This is a genomic window from Cohnella panacarvi Gsoil 349 (assembly GCF_000515335.1).
Taxonomy (GTDB): Bacteria; Bacillota; Bacilli; order Paenibacillales; family Paenibacillaceae; genus Cohnella; species Cohnella panacarvi.
In genome coordinates this window covers 3,584,441-3,603,873 of record NZ_KI911563.1, presented here as the reverse complement: position 1 = coordinate 3,603,873, position 19,433 = coordinate 3,584,441, and the positions used below count along the sequence as shown (strand labels likewise).

At 43.2% G+C, this 19,433-nt stretch carries 13 protein-coding genes and 1 pseudogene; 3 read left to right on the top strand and 11 right to left on the bottom strand.

What is annotated here, in order from left to right; genetic code table 11:
• Nucleotides 1-95: 95 nt before the first annotated feature.
• From COHPA_RS26285 to COHPA_RS26510, 5 genes and pseudogenes are all read right to left on the bottom strand, one after another.
• Nucleotides 96-1,637, bottom strand: a complete 1,542-nt coding sequence (locus COHPA_RS26285) for an anti-phage dCTP deaminase (RefSeq protein ID WP_027087431.1) — start codon at nucleotides 1,635-1,637, stop codon at nucleotides 96-98.
• 219 nt (nucleotides 1,638-1,856) lie between these two features.
• A complete protein-coding gene (locus COHPA_RS0117400) occupies nucleotides 1,857-3,527 on the bottom strand; it encodes a DNA methyltransferase (RefSeq protein WP_027087430.1) in 1,671 nt (556 codons plus the stop codon).
• Between the two features lie 103 nt (nucleotides 3,528-3,630).
• Entirely contained in the window at nucleotides 3,631-6,393 is a 2,763-nt protein-coding gene (locus COHPA_RS0117395; protein WP_027087429.1) for an ATP-dependent helicase, read from the bottom strand.
• 122 nt (nucleotides 6,394-6,515) lie between these two features.
• Nucleotides 6,516-8,120, bottom strand: coding sequence for a Tn7-like element transposition protein TnsE (locus COHPA_RS0117390; RefSeq protein WP_027087428.1), 1,605 nt, complete (start codon nucleotides 8,118-8,120; stop codon nucleotides 6,516-6,518).
• A pseudogene (locus COHPA_RS26510) lies at nucleotides 8,108-9,240 on the bottom strand (TnsD family Tn7-like transposition protein). The gene COHPA_RS0117390 and the pseudogene COHPA_RS26510 overlap by 13 nt, the downstream one beginning before the upstream one ends.
• A 71-nt stretch (nucleotides 9,241-9,311) precedes the next feature.
• On the opposite strand from COHPA_RS26510, the gene COHPA_RS26505 reads away from it, so the two are divergent.
• The 3 genes from COHPA_RS26505 (at nucleotide 9,312) to COHPA_RS25660 (ending at nucleotide 11,246) form a co-directional block, all read left to right on the top strand.
• Entirely contained in the window at nucleotides 9,312-9,497 is a 186-nt protein-coding gene (locus COHPA_RS26505; RefSeq protein ID WP_084760770.1) for an IS3 family transposase, read from the top strand.
• 550 nt (nucleotides 9,498-10,047) lie between these two features.
• Nucleotides 10,048-10,659 carry a hypothetical protein gene (locus tag COHPA_RS0117370; protein ID WP_027087425.1) on the top strand — a complete coding sequence of 204 codons (612 nt, stop codon included), beginning with the start codon at nucleotides 10,048-10,050 and terminating at the stop codon, nucleotides 10,657-10,659.
• A 32-nt stretch (nucleotides 10,660-10,691) separates the two neighbouring features.
• Nucleotides 10,692-11,246 carry a zinc metalloprotease gene (locus COHPA_RS25660; RefSeq protein WP_156926689.1) on the top strand — a complete coding sequence of 185 codons (555 nt, stop codon included), beginning with the start codon at nucleotides 10,692-10,694 and terminating at the stop codon, nucleotides 11,244-11,246.
• 641 nt (nucleotides 11,247-11,887) lie between these two features.
• Here COHPA_RS25660 and COHPA_RS0117365 read toward each other — a convergent pair.
• From COHPA_RS0117365 to cdaA, 6 genes are all read right to left on the bottom strand, one after another.
• Nucleotides 11,888-12,643 (bottom strand): hypothetical protein, encoded by a 756-nt coding sequence (locus tag COHPA_RS0117365; RefSeq protein ID WP_027087424.1) that lies wholly within the window; start codon nucleotides 12,641-12,643, stop codon nucleotides 11,888-11,890.
• A 367-nt stretch (nucleotides 12,644-13,010) separates the two neighbouring features.
• Nucleotides 13,011-13,211 carry a helix-turn-helix domain-containing protein gene (locus COHPA_RS0117360; RefSeq protein WP_027087423.1) on the bottom strand — a complete coding sequence of 67 codons (201 nt, stop codon included), beginning with the start codon at nucleotides 13,209-13,211 and terminating at the stop codon, nucleotides 13,011-13,013.
• Between the two features lie 139 nt (nucleotides 13,212-13,350).
• Nucleotides 13,351-15,183 carry a glutamine--fructose-6-phosphate transaminase (isomerizing) gene (gene glmS / locus COHPA_RS0117355; RefSeq protein ID WP_027087422.1) on the bottom strand — a complete coding sequence of 611 codons (1,833 nt, stop codon included), beginning with the start codon at nucleotides 15,181-15,183 and terminating at the stop codon, nucleotides 13,351-13,353.
• Nucleotides 15,184-15,776: 593 nt separating this feature from the next.
• The gene (gene glmM / locus COHPA_RS0117350; protein WP_027087421.1) at nucleotides 15,777-17,117 is read right to left on the bottom strand and encodes a phosphoglucosamine mutase; all 1,341 of its coding nucleotides are present in this window, start codon (nucleotides 17,115-17,117) and stop codon (nucleotides 15,777-15,779) included.
• A 55-nt stretch (nucleotides 17,118-17,172) separates the two neighbouring features.
• The gene (locus tag COHPA_RS0117345; RefSeq protein WP_027087420.1) at nucleotides 17,173-18,474 is read right to left on the bottom strand and encodes a CdaR family protein; all 1,302 of its coding nucleotides are present in this window, start codon (nucleotides 18,472-18,474) and stop codon (nucleotides 17,173-17,175) included.
• Nucleotides 18,467-19,300 carry a diadenylate cyclase CdaA gene (gene cdaA / locus COHPA_RS0117340; RefSeq protein ID WP_027087419.1) on the bottom strand — a complete coding sequence of 278 codons (834 nt, stop codon included), beginning with the start codon at nucleotides 19,298-19,300 and terminating at the stop codon, nucleotides 18,467-18,469. Before cdaA ends, COHPA_RS0117345 begins: the two co-directional genes overlap by 8 nt.
• Nucleotides 19,301-19,433 lie beyond the last annotated feature (133 nt).

Below are 19,433 nucleotides of genomic sequence, written 5' to 3'. Positions count from 1 at the left end.
CAGGCCAATTGCTTACCACCCTAGATGCTAACTCAATGTGCAGATCAGTATTTCTGTTATCTGAGTTAACTCCTTCGTTTTTTAGCAATCGCTCTTTAGTTCTCATTTAAAATTCTCCTCTTTTCTTCAAAATCATTTGTAGCGTATGTTTCTCGTTCCAAATAAGAAACAGGAAGCAATTGGGATCGCATTCTTGATTCCTTAGGTTTCCACTTAAGGGCTTCGCCATCCTTATTCTTCCTAACCTTATTATAACCTGATCCTAATGACATTGAGAAGAGTTCAAAAAATTTTCTTGGCCCAATTCCAACGAAAGGAGTAAAAATAACTCCCTCAGTAGAGGCGTTTGAATCCGTAGCAATTGCATCGGAGTGAAACTCAAATGCCTTGCTTTTAGGATATGGCTCTACATAAATTACCTTGGTAATTCCTGCAGCTATGATATGCTTTGCACAATTATGACACGGAAATGTCGTACAATAAATCGTTGCTCCACGAGTAGAAACATTATTACGGGAACACATTAATAATGCTTCCATTTCAGCATGAACGACTCGCCCATACTCTGTAATATCCTTAATTCTACTCTTTTTCAATTTATCCCTTATTTTTTTCTTTGTTTCCTCATCATCAATCTCTAATGCAAGAATAATATTCTCGATAATTCGTGCCTGTTCCTGTTTATTGGAATCCACACCTCTAGTGTAATCCCTACCATTCTGAAAGTCCTTAAATTCATTGTTTATAATATCAAATTCGGGCCAGTATAACCCTCCGCCATACTTAGGTGTATCATTTGCTCCTAACGCGATAATTTCATTGTCTCTTGCAATTACTGCACCGACCTGTCGAGATAAATCTGCTGATCTTAAAGCTGATGTAAATGCCATATACATTGCAAATTCATCGAATGTTGGTGTTAAATGATGATGCCCGAATATTAGATCAAGAATTCGCCAAATACTATTTTTCGCTTGATCATGTACGTCTAGATGAACATAAAAATCCGCCAACTCAAATGTATCTCTTGTATGTTGACCATGCCCATCTACTTCATCCATATCCCGTTTAATGAGATCATTAGCCTGATCTTCTGTCATGAACTTTGAATTAATCAAATGTTTCCGTCTTTTATTTTCGTCCGAATGAATACCAATTAAATAAAAACCATTCGAGTAGATTTCTCTTAACTTCTCAACCTCCGCAGGATGTTTCAATGAGTTAATAATATACGCAGTTCGCAATTTCGGTTTCACTGTTTCGGTGTTCTGATCTATTTCTCTTCTTTTGAAAATTTCTGAAGCAACACCTAGTGCAAGAATTGAGTGATCACCTGATTTTTCTCTAGCTGTATTCCCAAGCACTATTAATTCCTGTACACGATCATAATCGGATTCATGATTGCCGGGTGTATATAGATTAGAAATGACATCCTTAGAAACATGGACTGTATCCACGTTGTATCGAAAAGCAGTTTGCAATCTTTCTTTGATTATTTCAACTATGAAGTTCTGTTCTGTTCCAACAGCCCCTACAAGCCCAATTACTAATTCTGAATCAGAGTACTTATTATCAAGTACATCTATAGGCTCTTTTCTTGCTCGCTTTATCATTGAAGAGTCTGGTTTCTTTAACAATTACTCTCCTCCTGTGTACGACATATTAATGAGGATGCAAATTATCACTTTATTCGCCATCTTTCTCCAAATATCCTCCTTTTGCCAGTTTAATTTCTTGTGCCCGAGCAAATGGGGGTATTTTTGAGAAAATTCCCAACGAGTTCGAAGAAATGAACAGTCCAGCTTTATTTAAAAGAAAAAGCAGTTGAACACTTAGAAGTGGTCAACTGCTTATCATTACTTTTTTTGGACTACTAAAATATATTCCTGCATCATTGTTTTAATTTCGTCATTACGAGTTATTGTCGAGTTAATATGATGGGGTAATCTCTTGAATGAATATTGACGATTTAATGATGTAATCTTTCTATACCCCAAATTCTCAAACCAATCCTGCAATACTCCCATTAAATTAATTGTAACTTTACCTAATACTGTTCGGTGACCGACAATCCACGCTTGAACTCCGCCAGATGCAAGCACTCTATCAGTTTCTTTAACTACGGAATAGAGATCTCGAAAGAATTTTATTATTTCATCATAACGTTCTGGTTGCGATTCAACTCTTCTTTCAAGAGTTTCGTTAATAAACGGAAGTTTACTCTTTATAATTTCCATTTTCCTATAACGCCTTGAACCTTTTAATGCACTTAGTTGACTCATAAATCTATCTGCTGATTTTTTAGCAATCTCTTTAATCTTTTTTGTCGGTAGGTTAGCCTTACTATTTAACTTTCTATATATATCCAATCTAATCCGTTCTTTTATTAATTTAAATAACTCATCATTTTCAAGAGCCTTTATTAACATATCCAAATTCGAATTAATTAGCAGAATGGCCACACAATTTTTCAAATCAATTATCTTTTTAGTTTCCGAAGTAACAACACTTTTTAATTCTTCATCGAGTAAAGAAAGTGTCTTTGAATTACTGATAATCCCGGAAGAGTTTTCAAGAATTTCCGACTTGTTGCCACCTAATAAATATTCATCGCAGTTATCTGCATAAACATCAATGCTGAGATATTTTTTCAGCAAATCTTGCATCCACTGAATAGATAATCTAGAAAATTGTCCATATGCTACAGTACTTTGTGAGTCCCCATATGGTGGGGATGTTATTACTAAATCAATCGTTTTATTTTTCAAATACGATAAACTTTTTGCATTTGCGAGACGAAATTCAGCCTTCGTTTCGTTAGTGAAAGCATCTTTAGTATGCTCTAACAAATCTAAAAGATCTTCAATTTTCTTTTGAAACAGCTCAATCGAATTGACTGAAAAATTGCTAATCTCCATAGGTGATATTCGGTACAATTTAAATTCACCATTACGAGTTAAGGAGCTTGATCGAATAGTTGTACTAAAAGCTGTGAGTAGTATTAGAGCAAAAGTTTCTCTGCTTGTGCCGCGTTTTCTTTTTAAAAAATCGGAAATGCACGATTTAATATATGAAAGTTGCTTTATGTTATCTTCTTTAAACCAGTATGAGATATTATTAAAATGCTCAATTCCTTGAACATGTAAGGGCTGATAGTTTTGACTTACTTCTATGGAAAAAGATCTTAATTGCTTTTCAATATAGCTTCCATTATTCATGGTAAGAGTTTTTGTGCGGGATAGCAAAATAGATAAGGGATTCAGATCCGAACCATAAAAATCTAAACCCATATATTTAGCCTCTACTGCGACTGTCCCACTACCTACAAATGGATCAAGAACAGTATTAATTTCAAAACTCTCTTTAATTTTGGTTATTAATGAATTAACCATCTCTGGAACAGCTTTAGCTGGATACGAGTGAATAACTCCGTTGGATCTAAAGAAAGAAGCAAAATTATTTTCACCACTGTAATCTAAATCGAGTTGCCATTGTTCCTCTACTTGTCTATTTTCCAACATAAGCATTCACCAGCCTTCTAAACTCCAGGAATTAAGCCGCGCACCTTGGAAGATGAGCGGCTTACAATCAAGTTATTACTATAATTATAACATGCTTGATCCGAATAATCTAAAGCTTTTTCAAACATGCGTTCTTATATTTACAACTCGTGCAAATAGGGTGATCATGATTGTATCCCTTAACCTTATTGAAACTATTACCTTCAATACTAGATTGAACTTGAAGAATCTTCTGTTCAATATCTTTTAATAGAGTCTCTGTAACTTCAATTTGCTTTGGATAATTTTCTTCTAATATATATGATTCTACAAAATTCGGTGCTTGTCCCGTCAATTTCTTATATCCCAACGCATATATCGCTAATTGATCATTTATTAGTTCATCAGATTGGGCGGATTTATCGGATTTAAAATCAATAATTGTAGTTGTATTGGTTTCAGTATTTCTAACTAAATCAATTCTTCCGTTCACAAAGAGCTGATCCGTTAAACTAATCTCAATTTGTTTCTCAACATAAATAATCTGTGGGAACTTATGTCTATTAAGCCTGATGTAATTAATTAAATCCTTTCGCGCACGTGCTATCATCGAATCGCGTAGCATTTTAGCTGCGTAAGGGATATAAAAATGTTTATTAATCAATTGCTCTGCTATTTCTGGACCAGGTAGCGTGCTCTCGCGATAATTTTTATGCAAATCCTCTAACATATTATGCATCGATTTCCCATATCCCATTCTATAATCCAGTGGCTGAACAAAACCATATACTGATGAATACTTAAATTGTGTTGGGCACTCGAAATAACTTTTTAATGTCGAGAAATCCAAATTAATAACATCTTGATCAATTCGATCGATAATATCAGATTTCTTTATAGAAGCATGATTAAAGTTTTTGTCTTGCACAACATAGTCGGAATGCAATATTTCAATAAAAGCTTCTGCAGGTTTGCTAAAAGATTTATTGCCACCCCCAAACAAATGTGGCGCTTGAGACATAAATAAATATTTTTTACTTCTAGTTACACCTACGTAATACAGCCTTCTTAAATCTTCAGGACCACTTTCATATTCACGTTTATCTAATATGTCACCAATTATTGCCCACTTATTTTTCCCCCCTTTTTTAGGTGGGAACATAAATGATTGAGTTAAGAAGGGCATAAACACTACTGGAAACTCCAAGCCTTTAGCCTGGAAAAAAGTCATAATTTTAAGCCCTTTTGTACTTCTATAGGATGGAGAGAGCCATCCTTCTGGGTAATAATCAGCTGCAGCATATTTAAGAAACGCACAGAATCCATATAACTTGTTTGTTGGTGAATTTTTTAAATGTATCTTTTCATAATCATTGATCACTTCGGTGAATTTAGCGAAGTTGTACAATAACCTATCATATTCATTTTCATCCAGTTCAAATACACCGATATTTTCAAGAAACTCCTTATAGATTCCTTGTAAGATAAAATCCTCCCAAGGAATGCAGTCTATGTCTTGTTTCATTTTTGATAAACTATTTAACGCTGCAGTTAATACAATCTCTTTTATTGAAAAACTTTGATTTGACCAATATTGATATAATTCTTCATAGCTGCATTGATTGTGCAAGTAATTAAATAGCATAACACTCGCTTTAATTTCTAACGTCTCAAATAAATTCTTCATACCTTCAACGACAAATTTAATTCCCTCATCCGAAAGACGATCTATTAAGTATTGTGGAATCTTCTTGACCGAGTACACAAGAATGGACATATCACTATACGTAATGCCACGTTCTGCAGCACCTGGTACATCTTGAAATGATGCTCCTTGTAACTGTTTAATTTTATCGATAATAAAATCTATTTCTTCTGTTTCAGAATTAAATCTATTCCCGAGAATATCATACTGTGAATATTCTTGATTATTAGCACTGATCATCATTTTGTGCAGTCTGGCCTGGTTGTGATTGATAACCACAGCAGCTGAATCTACTATCCCTTTGCTGCTCCTGAAATTTTCAAGCAGTTCTATACGTTTTATATTTTTATATCTGGAATCAAAATTAATAATATTGTCAGATTTACTTCCTCGCCAGTGATATAAGATTTGATCATCATCACCAACCACACATATATTAGTGTTCAATGAATATATAATGTTTATTAACTTTTCTTGAATTGGGTTAACATCCTGATACTCATCTACAATCAAATACTTTAATTCCTTTTTTATTTTATTCCTAATATGATTATTGTTTTGCAACAATTTAATTGCCTTCAACATAATCGAGGTATAGTCAAAAAAGCTATTTTCATCCAAGCATCTTTCATACTTCTCGACCGCTGACCGCACATTTGCTGGTACTGTGTAGTTCTGTAACTCCAGTACATCTGACTCCCTAATCGTGTTTACTACCTCGATATATAAATCAGTGTCAATAAATCTTTCTAGACTTGATTCATTACCCTTTTTATCCACATATTTTATTTGGTTTGACCCATTGATTTTAAATGTTTTATCAACAAAAAGCTTAGTTTGAATCTCGTTGAGAATTTCATATTTTGAATATTCATTGCTATGTTCCTGCAATAAATTTAAACAGTAACCGTGAATGGTACCTATATATAGCTCAGCTAGTCCAGTTGCATTTCCAATTTTATCTTTAGCAAATTTATAGGTACGTTCTTTCAATTCGTTAGCCGCTTTTTCAGTGAACGTAAATGCCACAATATTCTTAGGCTCAATTTCTGGTTGACTTAAAATATTGATAATTCTCTCAACCATTGTTGTAGTCTTCCCGGAACCTGCACACGCAATAATTTGAACATTGTTTATTAACTCTTCACTTGCTTCCTTTTGCTTTGGAGTTAGCGGTTTTTTTTGCATACATACCCTCCCGAAGTATTCACTTGTCATGAGATAATTTTACCATAATTTCAAAACAATATTTTACACTTTTGGTTCATGGGCACTACCTAATCGTAATATATTTCAGTAATTACTATAGATTACACTAATTTTTCATATATTCGACCTGCCCAATCTAGTAATGTATCACTTTGAAAATGCTTTACCTTATTAACCCGCATCTCACTTTGGTCAAGTACATATTGATCCCAATGTCCACCCTTTTGAACCAAACCATCGAGTAGCTGCTTAATATTGTCCTCAACTGCTCGAATCTCGATCTGATTAATAGGACGCAGAATAAGTGTCGATATAGACCAATCATCAGGCCTTGCTACTTCAATAACGTAAGAGACCGAGTTCCCATATGTAACCTGAACAACTGCACAGGTCCTACGAGATCCATTCGGACAGATGGAGAAGCGTTTCCCAGGAGGAATTCGTAAGACTAACATTCTGATGTTCACCGGGAAAGACTTCTTAAGAATCTCAATCATTTGGAAAAATAATTCAAGCCCCATTGCTTCGCTTACAGGAATCGTCTCCAAAGACTGAAAATCAATAGGAGGGGTGTCTCCTCCAACTATTGAGTCCTGAGTACTTACCTCTTTAGTACCTGCATATTTACCGCCCCGCCCTGATGATACAATAACGTCTGTTCCTGTGTTCGAATGACGAGCATTAAGCCGACGAGTCTCGACAACAGGATAATTGATGAACTTCATAACCGTTGGGGGGGGTTCGAGAACATCCTGGTTCATGTCTTCTTTGGCGTTGTCACTTTGATCACTCAGTACGTAGTCATCATTTTTTGCTCTGTCTATAATACGAACAGACTTTTCGCCCGAACTCCATTCACGCCTCCTCTTAGAAGGGTGCCAAAAGAGGATCTCGTCTGAAGGATGGCGGAAACCGCCGATTGCCAAAATCTCTTTCACCAAAATATGATCAATGAACTGCACAGCTCGAACATATAACTCAAGAGGCCCAATTGCTGGCAGCGTAACTTCTAGAGGGAAGCCCTTTTTCAACGCTGCGGTAGGATTGCTTGGCGAGCTCTTAATCGCCCGGCTAAACAGATTCTGATAAACGGAATCCCAAAGAAATCGAATTCGTGAATCTTCATGTATCCATGTCAAATGTCGCGCGTTACTATCAGTAGCTAATTTCGCAGGTACACGATTGCTTAAATCGAAATATAGAATCCCTCCTTGAATATGGCTATTGTCAACGAGCAAATCCAGACCATGAGGCTGAAGCAAATAGTAGGCCAAATATCTCGAGTTAATGAACAAAGCCCTGACTAATTCAATAACTGGGATGCAGTATGTCGATCCGTTGAACCGATACTGGATAATGTTTTGCAATCCGAGTTCCGGATTCTTCCCAAAGTCGATTAGACGTTTAGGCAACTTAAAACCATTAACAATTGTTCCTTGATCTAAGGAATCTATCGTGAATTGAAAAGTCGAACCACTCATCGGTCTTATCTGATCGTAAATACCGTTCGAATAGATTTGGCCGATGCGTAGATATGGAAGGGTGCCCCAAGGGTACGATATAACTTTAATGCCCGAGGTACTCGTCCTGAATGCTACGCGTATGCGCCAATTCCCCTTGTAATCCATGTGCGGAGAGCCGAACCAAATCAGCTCTGCCTCTTGATCCTCTGGAAATGGCCAGGTTTTCAATATCAGTGCAGCCATGAAGTGATCCCCTCTAAAGACATGAAAGTGTGAATATATCTGTTATGACCGATACAACGATTGATTTCATCAGATACTTCTTGCGAATAGTCTGGTCGTAACCCGGCAAGTTTTTCGATTCTCCACCGTTTCAACGGCCATTCACCAACCATTTGATCCGCCGCCCAGCGCACTCTTCGCATCTGAAATTGAGATACCGATTCCACATATTTAGCTAGAAAGCTCATTGTCACTGGGAGCTTATCTGAATGCTTCTCAAGCCATCTTAGCTTACCGACACGTTTGCCAATCAAAGCAATTGAGATCTGTATAGGCTTGGATTCTTGATCCGTCAGAATTGATTGACAAGCTGATTCGACCTCCCAACTCAGCTCCAAATCTCGTTTTTTCCAGTCAACTCGCGGCTTTGGTGAATTCCTTGAAACAGTAGTAATCTTCTTTTTAACTTTTGGTCGTGGCTTCTTATCAGACTCTTTTATAGTTTCAGCAATGCCATTACTTGCATATTTAATCACGGTATTCGTGTCTACCCCGAGAATTTTCGCAACAACTCGATAGGATAACCCTTCTTTCATACATTGTTTTAGTTTTCCTATCCATACGGAGCCAAACGACTTTATCCTTCCTCGATGGAACTTATCTTCCTCTGATTGATCAGGTCCCCTTCGAGAATAAGAGAACCCGCAGGAACAGGTGAAAGTACCAACTGGCCGTCCTGTATCTGAACAACGAGTTACTACGCATCTTGTAACAACAAACTCTTTGTAATGTTCCGCAGCTTGATTTAGACACGGCCAAGGTCCGATTCCAAACGGTTCGTCGGTGGCTTTTGTTCGACTCATAAATTCGCTAAATGATCCATACAAAAATCGAATAGCAGGAGCTGCCGTAAAGGATGAATCGCTCGACGCGATTTTCTTGTTGATAGCGCCAACCATGAATATTCACTATCATCCGGGCTACTCTGCAGCACATCTAAAATCTCACGACTGTAAAACAGTAAAAACTGCTCCTTCAATTGTTGTTGTCGAATGTGTTTCCCAGCCGTCACAAATCCTTTCTCAGCCAATCTAGGGAGAAAGATAGGCCGGGAGTTATACAACGCTGGCTGATCTCCCATATTGATAAGCATCCATACATCATCTGCTACTCCTAGCAGACGATCCATCATTTTATCCGACAAACGGCCCGATGGAGTCATTCTGGGGAATGATGAAATCCGAAATGTACTACCTCAATAAATTCAATACATACGAAGAGTTGGAAGCTGCCATTATTGAATATGTCGAATACTACAATAACCATCGCTACCAGAAGAGGCTGAACTGTATGACGCCTTTAGAATACAGGCAATATCTTCTCCTTTCAGCCGCCTAAAAAAATAGCACCGACCACGAATATGGTCGATGCCGAGTTTTTAATATATCGACTGTCTATTTGACGGGGTGCACTTCATTGATTTGACGCGGTTTTTGAGTAGGAAAATCGTCAACTTTTGAGAAATAGGATTTAGACTCATTTCCCTCTCCTAGATTGCGGAATTGTAAATCTCAAAAATAAAGTATTAGACTGAATCTCAGATCACTCACTAATTTACTAGTCGCCGAAACGCACTTAAATAGGAAACTTTCGCAGCCAAAATGTCTGTATCACGGTGACAGAATTCGACACCAGATCAGACTCAAGCATCATTCCCAATCCAGAGTATATTTGGTAACATTTAGGAGTCAATAGGGGATTTAAAACTTTTTATCCCCTATTGACATGGGGCGGAAAATACATTGTAGGAAAGGCGGTATTATATGCAAAAGACATTGGAGAGGGGCACGCTAATCATGTTTGAGTGAAGTTTTAACTCGATGTGCAATATTCACTTTGGAAGAAATGTGAAATTACTTAATAATCCTAAAAGGGAGTGTGAGTTTTGATGAGTTTGATAGCTGTTTTAAGATCAAAGATGTTTGTTGTAGTTATTACTCTTGCCTTGCTTTCAACAGTAGTGTTCGTAGCTTTCAATCAGCTGAGTGGAAAAGAAGAAGAGCAGGGCGGCAATATTCACGCTTCATTAGCGACTTATAGTTTTGATGAATCTGTTCAGAAATCCGCTTTAATTGCAAAAGTACGTATTGTTGATAAAGTTAGTGAAATTAATGAACCAAGTCCAAAAACAATCTTCAATGCAGAAATAGAACAGGTTTACAAAGGGAATAGAACCCAAAATGAGCAGATACATATTTTACAGAACGGGACGAGTAAATGGACTTTTAACGATAATGCTCTTTTTCAACCAGATGATCAAATGATTCTTTTTTTAATGGAAGCACAGGGTTATGAAAATACCTATTGGCTCCTCGCAGAGGAAACAAATTTTTATAAAGTTGTTGATGACAAGGTTATCAAACCACGACTAGAATACGAAGAATTAAAATCTGTAAGTCTGGGAAAAGAAATTAAATCTTTACAAGGTAAAACAGAAAAGGGTGTACAGATCCTCAAAGAAAAAGACCTTATTGGAAAAATTAAGCAGCATATAAAATAATGCATTCCAAACCATTGAAAGGTGGAAATATTATGATTAAGAAGAGCATGGTACTGCTCATACTTATTATGATTTGCACTGTTCCAAACGTTGTATTTGCTCATACGTCGGGGTCAGTAGGTGGAGAATCTAGCGGATGGAGTTTAGATATTGATAACCATAATGGCAGCGCATCATTCAAATATAAATTTGATTCTTCCGTCGACGATGAACACAAAGAATATATAAGAACTGGCGCTACAAGATGGAGTTCAAAGGTAACTATTACAGAATCATCCACCGGATATAAAGGAACCATTAATCAATATTCAGATGAGAATACTTCCACTGAAGCGGCATTTTACAATTATATTTCATCGAGTGGTCACTTGACCTCATGGAAAATCAAGTTGAATAGACCTCTAATGTCGTGTGTTTCACCTGCTAAAAGAGAAGGTATCGCAACACATGAATTAGGCCATGCCATTGGCCTAAACGACCTGTACAACTCAACTAACGACAATAAACTTATGTATGGTTATTCCTCCCGTACAACGAATTCTCCAGCAACAGCTGATCTAACTGGGGCAAGTGAAGGTATAAAATAAATCCAACTCTTCAGATTTGCTTTTTTGAAATAATTTAGGATGAAAACAAACCTCGGTCAAGCAATGACCGGGGTTTGTTTTCATCTGCGTAGACCGTCGGTAAATGCGTTTTTATGTTTGAGAATCGTCAACTTTTGATAACAAATACAACTTGAGATCCCCTTAGTTCTGGGTGCAACTTCAACAGGATGATCATATATAATTTAGGTATTAGGATGTCGTGTTGCATAAATAGCGCAAGCCATAGAATGAGGACGTGTACCTAATGGTGCCAATGCATATGTTTCTCCTCCGCGTGGTCGAAGAGATTTAATTAATTCATATGCATCAAAAATACTCTTGGCATTACACTTGTAAATATTATTTGTTGTATCCGTTAGTTTAATCTGTTTGGGCTGACACTAAAATTGATAAACCACGTTCTTCTCCATAATCCCACATTTTCGCCCATGGATATGTTCCAGGAGGCAGAAGAAATGTCCTTATCTCCAGTGGTTAATACTATCCACAATGCACGTCAGCATCTGGAAAATAAGTATTAGACTAAGCAATACCGTAATGACGAGGTTATAGAGGGTATTGTCCTTAAAATCTCTGATAAAAAAGCACTATATTCACATGATCAGTCTAACACTTTATTTTCATATAACACCTAAAACATCAGTAGATACCTCTTTTATCAGCGAAGAATCAATCTTTGAAATTTCTAACAAATAGGCTTTATTAAATCTTGGGTTATAAATGCCTAATTGCGTCACCCCGTAAAACTCCTTATGAATCGATCGACGTCCAAGGATATAGTACATCAATAGTTGTAGAGTGTGTTTATTTGTTGGCGCATTCTTAGACACTTTAAAATCCCATAGAGTATCTTCTGTCAGATAGTCTCCATCTCCTGAAGTGACCAACTGTGTGTACCCAGATTCAAAAGTGAAGCCTTCCTTGATGACTGGTCCAAAATGTTCCCAAAAAGCAAGACTACGCTTTACCATTGTACGAACGTTATATATGGTTTTCTCATCGGGATGAATTTCCTCAACAGGTCGATATTTGAATATACCGGCCCGACGGCATACGTCATATCCTACAAGTTTACAGGCGTTGAAGATAGACTGATCATCCAGCCCCTTCACTTGCTGTAAGAGTGTCCTTGCTTTGTCCTCTTGTTTCACTATCGATGAACCCAACAATGAGATTTTAAATGCTTGTTCCGCAGGAGTCCCTATTGTGTAACGGGTCATATACTCAACTGCTAATCCGACTAAACTTGCATGAATGTTCTCTTCTGGATATAGTTCAACCCCATCATCCAAAACTATCTCAATAAAATCTTTTGGTTTCAGATACCCCCCGCGAGGTTGCTTAATTTGTGTGATTCTTTGTGTGACTGATGTCATGAGACTCTCTCCTTAGTCCATTTTCCGATTCCCTATCTAATACACAAGCTTTACTCAGTGGACTAAAGTCAGAACTTTCAAAATATAAAGTCCACCACAAGAGAATCAGTCTACAACATTATTTTACTAGTCTAATACTTTATTTTTAGTCTAACAAATTATTTTCTTATAACAGTAGATATTGTCGAGGCTCTACATCAACAATAAACGTTGATGTATATGGGTCAATTCGGTCAACGATTCCGATAGATCAAACATGGACTATGTTTCCATCAGAATCCTCGGGAACGAACCCTAAACCTTAGCATTTGTTTTAGACTGGGTGGATCAAATGCACTCCGTCGAAAACATTACTTGAGAAATCTCACTAATCGGTAAGTAGCCAATTCAGATCGACATTATACCGCTTACGCAGAGCAATAAGTGTTTCTGCAGAAGGCTTAGTAATATCTTTCTCGATCTCACTCAGGCGACCCTGGGAAATGCCCAGCCCTATAGAAAATTCAACCTGGTTCATTTCATATGCTTTCCTGGTTTTCTTTATTTTCTGACCTATTGTATCCGCCATTTATGATCACACCTTTACAAAGAAGGGCAACCAGAATCATTTCTGGTTGCCCTCTTGATGGTTATATATTGTTGAACAAAACTTTATTGTTCAGAACAAAACTTAATTGTAATGAATCATCTTGAATCTACCGCTTCCCCTACTCCACCGTAACGCTCTTCGCCAGGTTCCGCGGCTTATCCACGTCATGACCCAGCGCCAGCGAAGCATAGTAGCTCAGCAACTGCAGCGGCACTACCGACAGAGCCGGCGTCAGAATCGGCAGCGTGCGAGGGATCGCGAACAGCCGGTCGACCGACTTGGTCACTTCCGCCTCGTGGCCGGCGTTGACGATACCGAGCACGTCCGCGCCGCGAGCCTTTACTTCTTTAATGTTGCTAAGCGTCTTCTCGTACAGCGCCTCTTGCGTGATGAGCGCGATGACCGGCGTGCCCTCTTCGATGAGCGCCAGCGTGCCGTGCTTCAGCTCTCCCGCGGCGTAAGCTTCGGAGTGAATATACGAGATTTCCTTCAGCTTCAGCGAGCCTTCCATCGCGACGGCGTAGTCTACGCCGCGGCCGATGAAGAACAGGCTGTGGTGATGGGAGATCGACTCCGCCACCTGTTTAAGGACTTCCGCTTGCGCAAGGATGTGCTCGACTTGTTCAGGCAGCGCCTGCATGGCGGCAAGCACGTTCGTGATCGTCGCTTCGTCCTGCGTGCCAAGCGTCTGAGCCCAATACAGGCCGAAGAGATAGAACGCGATAAGCTGCGATGTATAGGCCTTCGTGGAAGCTACCGCGATTTCCGGTCCCGCAAGCGTGATGATGACGTCGTCCGCTTCGCGGGCAACCGAGCTTCCCACGACGTTCGTGATCGCCAGCACGCGCGCGCCGCAGCGTTGCGCTTCGCGCAAAGCGGCCAGCGTATCGGCCGTCTCGCCGGATTGGCTGACGACGATAACGAGCGTATCCGGGGTAATGATCGGCGAGCGATAACGGTACTCGGAAGCGACATCGGTCTCGACCGGCACCCGGACGAGCGATTCGATTACGTTCTTGCCGACCATACCGGCGTGCATCGCCGTACCGCAGGCCACGATGTGCACGCGATTGATGCCGCGCAGTTGCTCCGCCGTCATATTCAGCTCGGGCAATACGACCGATTTGCCGTCTTCGCTCACGCGTCCGAGCATCGTGTCGCGGTAAGCGCGCGGCTGCTCGTGAATTTCCTTGAGCATGAAGTGGTCGTACCCGCCCTTCTCGGCGGTCATCAGATCCCAGTCGACATGGAAAATTTCTTTGGAGATGAAATTGCCCTCGATCGTCATCAGTTCGACGCCGTCGCGCGTCAGAACGGCCATCTCGCCGTCATTCAGAATATAGATGTCGCGCGTATGCTCGAGAATCGCCGGAATGTCCGAAGCGATATATTTCTCGCCTTCGCCGACGCCGATAATAAGCGGGCTCGCATAACGCACCGCTACGAGACGATCCGGCTCATGCTCCGTGAGCACGCCGAGCGCGAACGCGCCGCGCATTTTCTTCACCGCGCGTTGTACCGCTTTAACGATGTCCCCTTCGTACTCGACCGAGATCAGGTGAGAGATCACTTCCGTGTCCGTCTCGGACAGGAAACGGTGACCCGCCTGAACCAATTCTTCTTTCAGTTCCAAGTAGTTCTCGATAATGCCGTTATGCACGACGGAAAACTTCAGCGAATTGTCCGTATGCGGATGCGAGTTCACGTCCGACGGCTTGCCGTGCGTCGCCCAGCGCGTATGTCCGATGCCGACCGTGCCGCGCAGCGGCTCCCCGCTCAGACGGCTCTCCAGGTTAGCCAGACGGCCGACCGATTTCGTTACTTCCAATCCTTGCTCCGTGAATACCGCAATACCCGCTGAATCATACCCGCGGTATTCCAGCTTGCTCAGCCCTCCAAGTAGAATGGGCTGCGACTCTCTATGACCAATATATCCAACGATTCCGCACATATTTAAATGAGCCTCCGTTTCGGTATCAGCCCGCGATACCGAACCCGTTGCCTGACAAGACGCACAAGCCGTATTTAACTAAGGGGTACGCTCACGCGGCGCCCCAACGCCCAACGACATGCCCGCTCGCGGCCGGATCCGGTCCGCCGGGGACATCTCTTATCCATAATCGTCTCATCATCGTATCGGAATATTGTCCGCCTGGTTGCCCTAAGCGATTTGTCTTCCGACTGTCGGCTCCGATGCGAAGCCGGGAGGTCCCCGCCGAACGTTCCGAACACCTCCACCTCGTCAACTTGCCTGCCGGACAGCCGCCCTTCCCGGGCGCCGCGCGAGAAACGCTTTTCCGTCCCCGTTTCCCGCAGCCCTGGAATCAGCCGCTATCCCTCGACAAGTTCTGGCGCTTATGTTGCAAGATGTTCCGCTACCCTGCCTTTCACTTCTCGAATATAATCCTTATCTTATTCGTTTTAAAATCGGGTTGCAACCGTTTCGCGATTATTTCCCGGGAAAAGACAGACATTGTCATCCATATTAATCAAAAAATCGACATTCCCTCAGCCGATGCCAAGAAAATGCCGATCTCCTCTAACCTACGCTAATTCGCGGCGAACGACATCGACGATGTTGCCGACCAGCCGCTCGATTTCGCCTTTGTCCGCGCCTTCCGCCATGACGCGGATGAGCGCTTCCGTACCCGATGGACGAACAAGCACGCGGCCGTTGTCGCCAAGCTCGGACTCCGCCGCTCTCACCGCCTCCGCGATCGCCGGGTTGCCCGGATACCGGGACTTATCCGCGACTCTGACGTTAACGAGTACTTGCGGGAATTTACTCATCATCCGTTTCAATTCGCCGAGCTTCTTGCCGGAGGCAACGATCGTATCGACGAGCTGCAAGCCCGTCAGAATGCCGTCCCCCGTCGTACTGTAATCGAGGAATATGACATGTCCGGACTGCTCGCCGCCCAAGTTATATCCGCCGTTCACCATCTCTTCCATGACATAGCGGTCGCCGACCGCCGTCTTCGCCGTCTTCAGCCCGAGCATACCGGCCGCTTTGAAGAATCCGAGGTTCGCCATGACCGTCGTAACGACCGTATCCTTGGATAGACGACCCGCGCGTCGCATGGCGTCGCCGCAAATGCAAAGGATGTAGTCGCCGTCGACTTCCTCGCCGTTCTCGTCGATGGCGATCAGTCGATCCGCATCGCCGTCGAACGCAAGTCCAAGGTCGGCGCCGATCTCCTTCACCTTCGCCGCAAGCAGCTCCGGATGGGTCGAGCCTACGCCCGCATTAATATTCAAACCGTTCGGTTCCGCGCCGATCGTGACGATCTTCGCCCCAAGCTCGCGGAAGATATCCGGAGCCAGCTCGTAAGCCGAGCCATGCGCGCAATCTAGCACGACGGTGAGCCCTGCGAAGGATTGGGTAACCGTCGTCTTCAGATAGTCCAAGTAACGTTGCTTCGCCGTCAAATCCGTCGTCAACGTGCCGATCGCGCCGCCGACCGGACGAGGCAGATGATCCTCTTCCGCATCCATCAGCCGCTCGATTTCGGCTTCCGTCTCGTCGAGCAACTTGAACCCGTCCCCGCCGAAAAACTTAATGCCGTTATCCTCGACCGGGTTGTGGGAGGCCGAGATCATGACACCGGCTTCCGCGCCGAGCACTCGGGTCAAATACGCGACCGCCGGCGTGCTGACGACGCCAAGGCGAACGACGTCCGCACCGATCGACAATAGCCCCGCCACAAGCGCGTTCTCCAGCATAGCGCCGGAAATCCGCGTGTCGTAACCGATGATCACTTTAGGACGCTCTGCACGACCCGCCAATACTACGCCGCCGCAACGCCCGATTTTATAGGCAAGCTCCGGCGTCAAGCCTTGATTGGCAACGCCGCGAACCCCGTCCGTACCGAAATATTTTCCCATATGCCTGACTTCTGCTCCTTCATTCTGTCATTCATTCTTGTCATTAACCTTGTGCTTAACGAAGAGCAGGTTCAGACGGAGACTCCCCTTCTCCTTGGCCGGTCTCCGCGCCATCATCGGGGACGGCATCGACGTCAGGAACGCTGGCGATCTCCACCGTGATGCTGTTCGTTCCCCCGACTTGTTCCATGAACCTTTCCAAATTCACGTTGAGCTGCAGCGTATGCGTACCCGGACCTCGCCCGCTCAAATCTACGTAGACGTCCACGTCGCCCGGTTCAAGGCTGCCCAATATCGACGGCGCGCCTTGGACGACGATATCCGCCACTCCGGAAGCTGGATCGACGATCTTAACGTCCAGCCCTTCGCCGAGACCGTTGAATACGATCGGCAAGCCTTCCAGCGTACGCGTCTCCGAAAGCACGACTTCGACCGTGACTTCGATCTGTACCGGCGACACCTCGATGAGCGGAGGATCGATCTTCAGCGGAATCGTATACTTGCCTGAACTGCTCAAGCCGTCGAGCGAAAACTCCGCATGGAGGAACTCCAGCTTATCCAGCGCATCCTGAGGTCCATATACGGTCGCCTGCTCCACGTCCGGCTTGAAGGACGCGATGCTAAGGCCCTGAGGCATATGGCCCATCAAGCGGAATTGAACCGGAACGGTCTTGAACGGCGAAGTAATCGGAACTTCGACTTCCACGACAGCAGGCTCGAGCTTCGCGTTCTCGATCACTTTGCCGTTCTTGTCGTAAGCGGCCAGCTTAACGCCTTTATTCTTAATCATCTCCTGCTCGCCTTCAACCGAGATGGATGCCCTTACGCTGGCGACTTGGTCCATCATGTTATCCGGGAGCGTAACATGCACTTTGTTGCTAGGCTTTACGATCGGCGTGCCCGCTTGGAATCCTTTAGCCGGGTTGCCTTCCGTGACGACTTCGACTTCATATTCTTTCGTCTTAAGCGCGACGAGCGTGACCTGAACCGTTGAAGGCTCCATCTCGATGAGATCGACGCCTCTAGGCAGAACCTCATCTATCTCCACTCTATGCGTGCCTGCGCCCAGCGGTCTCAGGTCGACCTGCAATTTGTAATTTTCCGTCTTCGCGAACAAGGCGGCATTCGGCGCGCTTACTCTGATCGTCACGCTGGACGGGTTAAGCTCGGTGAGAACGAAATTGCTTTCGTCCATCCCATATGGCTGTACGTTAAGCGTTAACGTCTTCTGCTTCGCCGTCGAAGCTACGGTGTTCGGCGTCGTCTCCGGATTATAATGCACGACTGCCCACATTAAGAGAGCGAGAGCGAGAGCGACCAGCTTGGCGATTGTCGGGTGATTTAACCATCTATCCACGGTTGCCACCTTCTTTCCGCTTCCAGAACGCTTTCCACTCCGTATTTTTCGTCTTGAACTGCGGACGCAGCTCCTCGAACAGCTTCGAGATCAACGATTCTTCCTTGATGTCCCTGACGATTTGTCCGTTAATCGCGAGGGAGACTTGTCCGGTCTCCTCGGAGACGACGACGGAGATCGCATCGCACACTTCGCTCACGCCGATCGCGGCCCGATGCCGCGTGCCGAGCTCCTTGCTGATGAACGGATTCTCCGACAGCGGCAAGTAACAGCCGGCAGCCATGATTTGATTGCCCCGTATGATAACGGCTCCGTCGTGCAGCGGCGTATTCGGCACGAACACGTTGCTGAGCAGCTCCGAGCTAAGCGTGGAGTTCATCTTGATGCCGGATTCGATGTAATCGTTAAGTCCCGTATTCCGCTCGAAGACGATTAACGCCCCGATCCTTCTAGGCGCCAAATAATTAACGGATTTAATGACCTCGTTAATCTGATGGCTGATATCCTGCTCTTCGGGCGTCGACCTTGAGAACAGCTTGCCGCGTCCGAGCTGCTCGAGCGCGCGCCTGAGTTCGGGCTGGAAAATAATAAGAATCGTAACGACGCCGAAAGGAAACAACTGATTCATCAGCCACTTAAGCGTATACAGATTGAACCACGTGCTAAGAGCCCATACGATGACAAGAAGCAGGATCCCTCTGAGCAGTTGAACCGCGCGGGTACCCCTCACCATGATGATGAGCCGATAAATAATATAACTGACGATGAGGACATCGACGATATCTTTAATGGAGTTCTTGAAAGTCAGCCCGGCAAAATAGTCCAAGACGCTTGCCCCCCGTCCCGGCGCTGGATTAGTTATTTTTCTAGTGTACCTTGGAGATTCGTGTCGAAAAACAGCGAACCTTCCTTTTATCTTTCTCTACGGTTGCCAAGAAATCCTGTCTCTTACATAAAAA